5 protein-coding genes and 3 pseudogenes are annotated in these 8771 nt (G+C 48.1%); 4 read left to right on the top strand and 4 right to left on the bottom strand.

The features are described from left to right. Positions 1 to 65: 65 nt before the first annotated feature. Positions 66 to 893 (bottom strand): annotated as a pseudogene (locus AC5I6P_RS28690) (IS5 family transposase); the annotation flags it as partial. A gap of 224 nt (positions 894 to 1117) precedes the next feature. Continuing rightward, positions 1118 to 1429 (bottom strand): annotated as a pseudogene (locus AC5I6P_RS28685) (IS4 family transposase); the annotation flags it as partial. A 3-nt stretch (positions 1430 to 1432) separates the two neighbouring features. Here AC5I6P_RS28685 and AC5I6P_RS28680 point away from each other — a divergent pair. Beyond that, positions 1433 to 1801 (top strand): annotated as a pseudogene (locus AC5I6P_RS28680) (ISNCY family transposase); the annotation flags it as partial. A gap of 379 nt (positions 1802 to 2180) precedes the next feature. Here AC5I6P_RS28680 and AC5I6P_RS28675 read toward each other — a convergent pair. After that, positions 2181 to 3518 (bottom strand): alkaline phosphatase PhoX, encoded by a 1338-nt coding sequence (locus AC5I6P_RS28675; RefSeq protein ID WP_495697198.1) that lies wholly within the window; start codon positions 3516 to 3518, stop codon positions 2181 to 2183. 514 nt (positions 3519 to 4032) lie between these two features. After that, positions 4033 to 5490, bottom strand: a complete 1458-nt coding sequence (locus AC5I6P_RS28670) for a DUF7453 family protein (protein ID WP_495697197.1) — start codon at positions 5488 to 5490, stop codon at positions 4033 to 4035. Between the two features lie 525 nt (positions 5491 to 6015). Here AC5I6P_RS28670 and AC5I6P_RS28665 point away from each other — a divergent pair. The 3 genes from AC5I6P_RS28665 (at position 6016) to AC5I6P_RS28655 (ending at position 8635) form a co-directional block, all read left to right on the top strand. Further along, positions 6016 to 7197, top strand: a complete 1182-nt coding sequence (locus AC5I6P_RS28665; RefSeq protein WP_495697196.1) for an aldo/keto reductase — start codon at positions 6016 to 6018, stop codon at positions 7195 to 7197. 233 nt (positions 7198 to 7430) lie between these two features. Further along, a complete protein-coding gene (coaD, locus tag AC5I6P_RS28660; protein ID WP_495697195.1) occupies positions 7431 to 7979 on the top strand; it encodes a pantetheine-phosphate adenylyltransferase in 549 nt (182 codons plus the stop codon). Then, positions 7892 to 8635: an ATP synthase subunit B family protein gene (locus tag AC5I6P_RS28655; protein WP_495697194.1), complete on the top strand. Its 744-nt coding sequence runs from the start codon at positions 7892 to 7894 to the stop codon at positions 8633 to 8635. Before coaD ends, AC5I6P_RS28655 begins: the two co-directional genes overlap by 88 nt. Positions 8636 to 8771: the final 136 nt, after the last annotated feature.

Below are 8771 nucleotides of genomic sequence, written 5' to 3'. Positions count from 1 at the left end.
TTCGTCTGATGGTACGACGATTGGCTGCTTAAGATTTACTTTATGAATCAGCTCTGACACGCACTCAGACGATCACCAAAGATCGTCTTGAAGCGAAAGTTCGTCGTCTCTGCCAACGACCGCCGATGATAATTCGACTGCTCCTTCCATCGCTTACGCCCCTGTTTGCGGATTGCCCGCAGATTTTCATCACGAGGATGAGGCGGCGCTTTGCAGTTGCCATGCTGCCAAATCACTGCATTCTTGCGCGGTGGGATTACAGGCTTAGCCTCGCACCCAGAAATCGCGTCATAACAATGGCGGTGGTCGTAGGCTCCATCGCCTGACACTTGCTCAATCTCCCCCTCAATTTGCTCCAACAACTCTTCTAACACTTCTCCATCGGCTATATCGTTGGTGGTAACCATTGCAGCTACGATCTCACCAGTTGCTTCATCAATCCCCAGATGCAGTTTGCGCCAGGTTCGCCGTTTGCTCACCCCATGTTGACGGGTCTTCCATTCCCCCTCGCCATACACTTTCACCCCCGTTGAATCCACCACCACATGACGAGCACCCTCCTTCGGCACCACCGGAAGTTCAACCGATAGTTGCCCCAATCGCCGGGACAGTGTGCTGTGGTCTGGCACAGGTAGGTCGATTCCCATCACCTTGAAAATCGATTCGAGAAAGCCTTGGCACTGCCGCCCAGCTAGACGATAGACTGCTTTAAGTGTCGCCATCGTTTGAATGGCAAGGTCACTGTAGAGGACAGACGCGCCTGGTTTGCCGCTCAGCGCTTCGACTACCCACTTCTCCAGGATGGATTCTTCGATCCAGAAGGTGAGGCTTCCTCTCTGCTTGAGTCCAGCGCTATCCTCAGACCAGTTGCGGATGCGGTATCCCTCTTTCATCACTCTCGCTGAAGTGAACTCTGAAACCTAGCTCCAGTGCGAGTTTCCTATTTTGACGGCTCGAAGATGACAAAAGAGCAAAACGCAGGTGCAGCAAAGCTTTCAGCTTTTGCTCCTACCAAAGTGATGAAAGAGGGGTATTGAGGTTTCATGGCACGTTGCGGTGTGGTAACTACAACCTACCATCCCTCTTCCCTCCGCAACCCCTCTTCATGCAACAACGCCCCCAAAAACTCTCGGTCTGCGGTCAAGTACGCCACTTCCACGTCTCCAAATACGACTAAGAACTCAGTCAACAACTCGCTGCGCTCGGTTGTGTTAGAGTTGCCGCGCTTGTTCAGAAATGTCCAAAATAAGGGAAACGCAACGCCTTGATGCACGACACCCAACATGAGGATGTTGATGGTAGAGTTTCCCAACTCCCAAGTCGTGCGGTCGATGCTCAACACCCACGGCTGCGGAATCTCCATCACCTCAATGACGATTCGAGCAATCGTATCGTAATCGATCTCAAAGCTGCGGAAGAAACGCTGTAGCCCCATCACCCACTGAGCGATGAAACCGTAGCAGAAATCGTTCAAGCCGGGCGTACCCACTGGAAGGTCGAAAACGAGAATAACAACACCCTCAAGACCAAGGGCTACAACCTGGAACACAATTTTGGACACGGAAAGCAGCACCTTTCCTCATTCTTGGCAACCCTGAACATCTTGTCCCTCCTCTTTCATACGTTGCTAGAGTTGCTCGACTTGAAGTACAAGTTGCGGCGATCTCACTTGCCCACCCGTAAGACCTTTTTTGATGATTTGCGAGCATTAACCCGATATATGTATTTCGGCAGTTGGGATCATCTGCTCACCTTCATGCTGCAAGGGCTAGAGCTAGACATCCCGCCGAATACCAGTTAAATTTCCATACTGAGAATTGCTGGAACCGCACTAAGAACAGATCAACGTACTTTAATAACCTATGTTTATTTGGTAAGAACAAAAGTTTCCATTTATGTTATTGATGGACTAAGGTTTGTTCTTAATGTTCGAGCTTTTGTTCTTAATGCTCAAACTTTTGTTCTTAATGTTCGAGCTTTTGCGATTTTTCCAGTACAATTACTGAGCAAACTCGCACATCTTTATTCAAAGAATACAAAAAATTTGCGGATTCTGCGCTTCTAACATGTTCTCGAATCGTCGAAACCCAACTTAATAAATTCACACGATTTTGCACAGCAACATCTCGCCTGTCCACCGATGATTGCAGGCGAGATGCTGACGCTACAATAACCTGGCTCTATGCGCCTCGTTGAGACTTCCAAGGACCCCAAATGGCAAACGTAATGCCTGGACTTTGGATATTGGCAAACAAAGTTTTACCATCCGGCGAGAAACAGGCTCCCGCAAACTCACTATCGTTGATGGCATTTTTTGCCAGACGATAGAGTTGTCCCTCAGGAGTGACGCCCACTAAGAACTGCTCCGCATCGCCATCTTCACAAATAATCAGATCGCCATGGGGTGCCACAACAATGTTGTCAGGACCATCGAGTTCATCTTTCGATTGCGCCTCAACAAACAGTTCGATCGTCTCCCGCTCAGGAATATACCGCCAAACTTGGCCTGCACCGTTCGGTCTGCCATTGGTGGGATCAACAGAACCACCGCTTGTACAACAGAAGTAAATTTCACCGTTGCCGTACCACATGCCTTCTCCACGAGCAAACTGAGCAGCGCCCTTACTAAACCCTTCTACCCGTACCGTATCGGTCGCAGGGTTTGGATCAGTAATGGTCACCCATTCCACTGGCATCGGTTGACGCTTGGGAACGCCTGAGAAGGTTTTTGCCTGCGGCATACCCTTAATCACGAGCGCTTGCAGAGTGCCGCCTGCACTTAACTGACCGGGCTGAGTTGGAACAAAGCGATAGATCAGACTATCTCGTTGATCTTCAGTTTCATAAATAATTCCGGTTCTAGGATCAACTGCGATCGCTTCGTGGTTGAACCGTCCCATTGCAACTAACGGCACGGGAGCGACAGGAGCAGTTGCGTTGATCGGAACCTCAAAGTTATAGCCGTGAGCCTGCGAAACATTTCTCGCGCCGCCCGGTGTATTGGTTGCTGGTGTTGAAGTATTTTCTTCACAAGTAATCCATGACCCCCAAGGAGTCGGACCTCCTGCACAATTACGGTACGTGCCGCTTAGCGACGCATAGTGATTGATTAGCTCACCATTTGGTCCAATCTGTAGTGTGGTTGTCCCTCCTTTGCAAGCAGGATCGTAAGGACGAGGACCCACAACTTGGGTTTTAGAATCTGGACTCAATTCGTGGTTGCGAATCAGAATAACTGAGTTTTGAGGGCCGGGGAAAGCTGCCATGCCATCATGACCACCAGGTACGGGAGAACCATCGCTCATGGTTTCGCCTGTTCGTGACAAAGCGCGGTACTTAAACCCTCTTGGCAAATCTAATAAGCCGTTTGGATCAGGTATGAGTTCTCCGTAACCTCCCCCAAATACTGATTGCCCATTTGCTCTTCTCGTATAGAGCGCCTCTAAAGGAGACATCATCAATGTGCTAGCAGCACTCGCTCCTGCCAAGGTGAAAAACTTCCGTCGTGATAATTGCATCGGCTTTTAGATACATATGTAACCAAAAGGAAGCTTACTAGGCTTGCATGAAGACCAAGCTAAGGTTGGTTTAACGTCCCGCAGGGTTGACTTAATGTATTGTTAGAGTTTTCCCATCGCTGCTGAGAATTGATTTCAACGACTCGTGGCGGACGACTAATCTGGATTCCTTGCTGCTCCGTCTGTACAAGCCCGTTCGTCTTCTATAAGAGTATTTTTCTAGGCAGTGTTTGTAGGTTAAGACAAGGGGTAATATTGCTTCAATTGAACACAAAGCTTTACATCTTGCTGACTCAGCCTTCTCTCGTCGAGCAAACGCGATCGCGGACTGGTATTGACTACTAACCAACAACATTCAAATCGCTGCCGCACTGCAAACGCAGGATAACTATAATCACAGAAAGTTTCTGCCTAATATCCTATGTGGGATAGTTAGACAGAAACTTAGAAATCGAATTAAGCTTTCCTCTGATTCGCTACGCCACTCCGAAGGAAACGCCTCACAAGAGCTTGACTAGAAGATACTCTGCGACGAAACAAGCTGGGGCTGAGTAGCAAGATCCAGAGCATTCCTGCCAGCAATAGAGATGAGATCTTGAGGCAGCAGTCGAGAAGCCCCAAGCACGACATCCGCTCCATTCTCCAAAGCATTGCCTTTGCCATGACGAATCTTAATCTTGGTATCCGCTCGGTAAATTCCCTCTGTGCCATCGGTGAAATCGACGCTGAAGGCAATCTGACCTGCATCATTGAGTCCACGCAATTGCACTTGTTGCACGATTGAACCTCCGAGCGATTCTCCTGGCGCAATCACCTGTTCAGTTACAGAACCAACTCGGGCAAAAATTCCCGTTGACTCTGACCCAAGTTGTCCGGGTTGAAACACAATCACACCCGAATTGTTGATCAGCGCATTCGCAGCGATGCGATCGCTAATCTGAGTAATCGTCCCTTGATCTAGTAGAAACAGCCCTGATTGATTGGCGGTTGAACCCGAAAACAGAATTGACCCGCGATCATTCACCGTAAACGAAGTCACATCTAATCGCTGATCAGAAACCCGCACTGGCTCGGTTGCTCCTGAATCAAAGCGATAAATATTGTTAGCATCGACTTCCGTTCGGTTTCCATAGGCAGTCCCCGATCGCGCAAAAAACGCTGTGCCTGCATCATTTAAAACCGGAGAAAAGACGCGCTCCGTGAAGGGTTGTTGTGGACCTGAACCTGCTACCGCCAAAATTTTGCCGTCAAACACAATTGTCGTATTTGAGGCGCTCTGCCCAAACTCTATCTTCGTGTCAATTTGAGCCAGAGTTTGTCCGCGATCGTTAATTTGCAGATTACTAAACGTATTTGTTCGAGAAGTGCCTCCTCCAATCAATCCCGTTGCCTCGGCAACTTGAGCAAGGGTTCCATCGGTTTGACTCAGAAACAATCGATCAACGGGTTGATTTACACCATATACCCTAAAATTCGCCTCTGCATCAAATAGAACATTGCCTGCATCACTCAAGGCAAGATTGTCACCAAAGCTGTATGTTGCTATCAACCTATCAGGTGGAAATTGAGAGAGAAGATCTGAAAAGGAATTAGATAGAGTTTGCAGATCGACGACGGTTTTTGTGGTTTTGCCATCACTGGTAAACAGTCCCGTAATTCTCGATGAGTTCTCATTTCCGGCAGCAAACGCAACTAATCCATTATCGTTAAGGTCAAAATCGCCAAGGTTGGTAAATTGACCATTTTGCAGATCGGCGATCGTTCTGATTTTTCCACCACTGCTTGTAAAAATGCCTGTGATTTGCGATGCATCGTTGCTTGTGGAGAAGGCAACGAGTCCATCATCATTTAGTAGAACGTTATCGAAGTTTGTGAAGCCATCTTTTGAATCAGCAATCTCTTTGAATTTGAACTTAATTTGAGTCGCAGCTGGAGAATTAGATTGTGCAAGAATGTCGGTAGATGTCAACATTGTTAATAGAATGAGTAGGGTTATAACGCAAGCAAAATTAAACCTATAAGCACACTTTCATTAGTCAATTGCGCTTATATTAGGACCTCAGGGAACTTCTATTGATAAAAATCTGTACTTAAATATTAGAATAATCGCGCTAACATTACAGGCCGAATTGATGATTGTTTAAATAACTCTCTTCAAATTCTCTTCATATAACCTTTATTTAGACAGCGCAATTAGCTTTACAAAATTGTAGAGAATGTCTGCTAGCTATACTCATGTTTTTAATAAAAAACAGTGTTAGTTTCCTTGGTGTTTATAAAGAATGACGAGCATTAGATTAAGTATAAGAAGCTACTCTATTACTGAAAAACTGCTGATTCTAAAGTCTTGAATTTGAGCACTTAAAATTCATTTTGCTTCGCTTTCCTAGAAGGCTACTGAGCTTTAAATCACACTTAAATCTCAGCGATCCCTAGAAGAATTGAGCCATTAAAATAGTCCTGTGTCATCAACTGTAATCAACCCTTCATCTTACGAATGCTATACCGCCGCTTTGGACGAACCAATCTTCAAATGCCCGTCTTCTCTTGCGGGGGAATGCGCTATCAATACAAATGGCAAGATGTCCCCGATCGCGACATTCCGCCCGACAATCAAGCCAACCTCGAAGCCACAGTTCGTCGCGCCTTTGACTTGGGCATTCATCACATCGAAACGGCTCGCGGCTATGGTTCATCCGAGCAGCAGCTTGGCAAAATCCTGCCGAAACTGCCGCGTGAAACTCTGATCGCTCAAACCAAGATTTCACCTAAACCCAATCCCAAAGAATTCTTAGAAACCTTTGAGCGATCGCTTTCTCTTCTCAAACTCGACCACATTGATCTGCTCGGCATCCACGGCATCAACTTACTCGAACATCTCGACTGGTGCACTCGTCCGGGTGGTTGTCTCGATGCCGTCCGCAAACTCCAAGACCAAGGCAAAGTTCGCTTCGTTGGCTTCTCGACTCACGGCCCCACCGATGTCATTGTCAAAGCGATCGAGACGAATCAATTCGATTACGTCAATCTGCACTGGTATTACATCAATCAGCAAAACTGGGCAGCCATTGACGCCGCTAATCAGCGCGATGTGGGCGTCTTCATCATTAGCCCCTCGAATAAAGGCGGGAACCTATTTAATCCGCCGCCTCGGTTGGTTGAGCTGTGCGCTCCGCTCAGTCCGCTAGTGTTTAACGACTTGTTTTGCCTCAGTCATCCGCAAGTGCATACGCTTAGCATTGGCGCAGCGCGACCGGGTGATTTTGATGAACATTTGAAGACGTTAGACCTGCTGCATCAAGCAGATGAACTCTTACCACCGATTATTGAGCGATTAGAAGACGCCGCGATCGCCCGCCTTGGCAAAGACTGGTATCTCAACTGGCAAACCGGACTGCCCAACGTCAATGAAACGCCAGGACGGTTAAATCTTTCGGCGGTGCTGTGGCTCAGAAACCTTGCGATCGCCTATGACCTCGTAGACTACGCCAAGATGCGCTACAACCTTTTGGGACAAGCCGATCATTGGTTTCCTGGCGCACGCATCGATCAAATTGATCCTGACGCCTTGCGTCCTTACCTCGTCAACAGTCCCTTTGCCGATCAAATTCCAGATGTGCTACGAGAAACACACGAGCTACTGGGTGGTGAAGCTGTAAAACGATTGTCTCAACAATAAACGAACAAGAAAGAATAACAAGCAGCATCTTTGACGTCAGGGTGTTCTCACTTATTTGCTAGATGGTTTTTCGTTACATGGTTAGAAAAATCAGTCACATGCTTTATCCTATTCAAGAAGCGCTTGTCGCCAGCGATCGCGACAAAGTGTTTAACTGATCATCCGCAACGGAAAGCTTCTTGCTAAAGTAAGAAGACTCCGCTCAAGCGGTACTTCTACTGCCCTCATTTCTTGTGATTGCGATCTACCCCGGAAGCTTTGACCCGATTACCTTTGGTCACCTCGACATTATCAAACGAGGGGCACATTTTTGCGATCGCGTCATTGTTGCCGTGCTTCGCAATCCCAACAAAACGCCGCTTTTCACGGTCGAAGAACGGCTCGCCCAAATTCGGTTAACCACCCGACACCTACCCAATGTAGAAGTAGACAGCTTTGAAGGGTTGACTGTCACCTATGCTCAGAGACAGGGCGCAACGGCTCTCCTGCGTGGACTCCGAGCCGTCTCAGATTTTGAGATGGAATTACAGATGGCGCACACCAATAAAACGCTGTCAACTCAACTAGAGACTGTCTTCTTAGCTACCTCTAATGAGTATAGTTTTCTCAGTAGTAGTGTGGTCAAAGAGATTGCCCGCTTTGGAGGTCCGATCGACCACCTGGTTCCTAAACACGTTGCCGAAAGTATATACCGATGCTACGCCAAGACTCATCCAGTATCAGCCCTGACGGAACCCACACTAGCGGAAGCCGAGCCGCCCACCCGGATGCTGCACGAGTAGGCAGTGTAGACATTCAACGGGAACTCAATCGGATGGAGGAACTGATTCTTGACAGTCCGAGAATTCCGCTGTCGCGCCGCACAATGGTCGATGAAGAACAAATCCTCGACCAGCTTGATCTGATTCGGCTGAGTCTTCCCGAAGCCTTTCACGAGGCAGAAGAAATTGTGCGGCAAAAAGACGCGATTCTCGACCAGGCAGAACAGTATGCCCAAGAACTGATTGAAGCCGCAGAGCATCGGGCGGCTCAAATAATGAACGAGTCAGGCATTCTGCGCCAAGCGGAGCTAGAAGCGCAGCAGATTCGGCAGCAGGTGCAGCGCGAATGCGACGAGGTGCAACAGCAAACGATCGCAGAGATCGAGCGGACGCGGCGACAGGCGCAGCAAGATCTCGAAGAGATGCGGCGAATCTCAATTGAGGAAAGCGAAGAGATTCAGGCAGGAGCCGATCGCTATGCCGATCGAGTGCTGCGAGATATGGAAGCTCAGATGGGCGAGATGTTGCGAATTGTTCGCAACGGACGGCAACAACTGCAAATTAACCAACCGCAAGCCCAAGCCAAACCGCAAGTTCAGGTACAAGTGCCACGATCGAAAGAAGGTAATCCTAACGTAGGACGACCCGCACCCAAAGCAGGAGAACGGAAGAATTAAGCAATTTCTTCAAAGCTTCGCTCTAATCGCACTATTGGAAATGGATGAGGGATGAAGAACGCCTAGGCGTTCTTCATCCCTTATTTCTCTGTCTGTTCCTCTCTCTGTAGGGGGAACAATTCAATTCATGAATCTG

This window comes from Myxacorys sp. (assembly GCF_059501405.1).
Note: the sequence above shows the minus strand (reverse complement) of the source record. Positions and strands in the feature narration are given on the sequence as shown.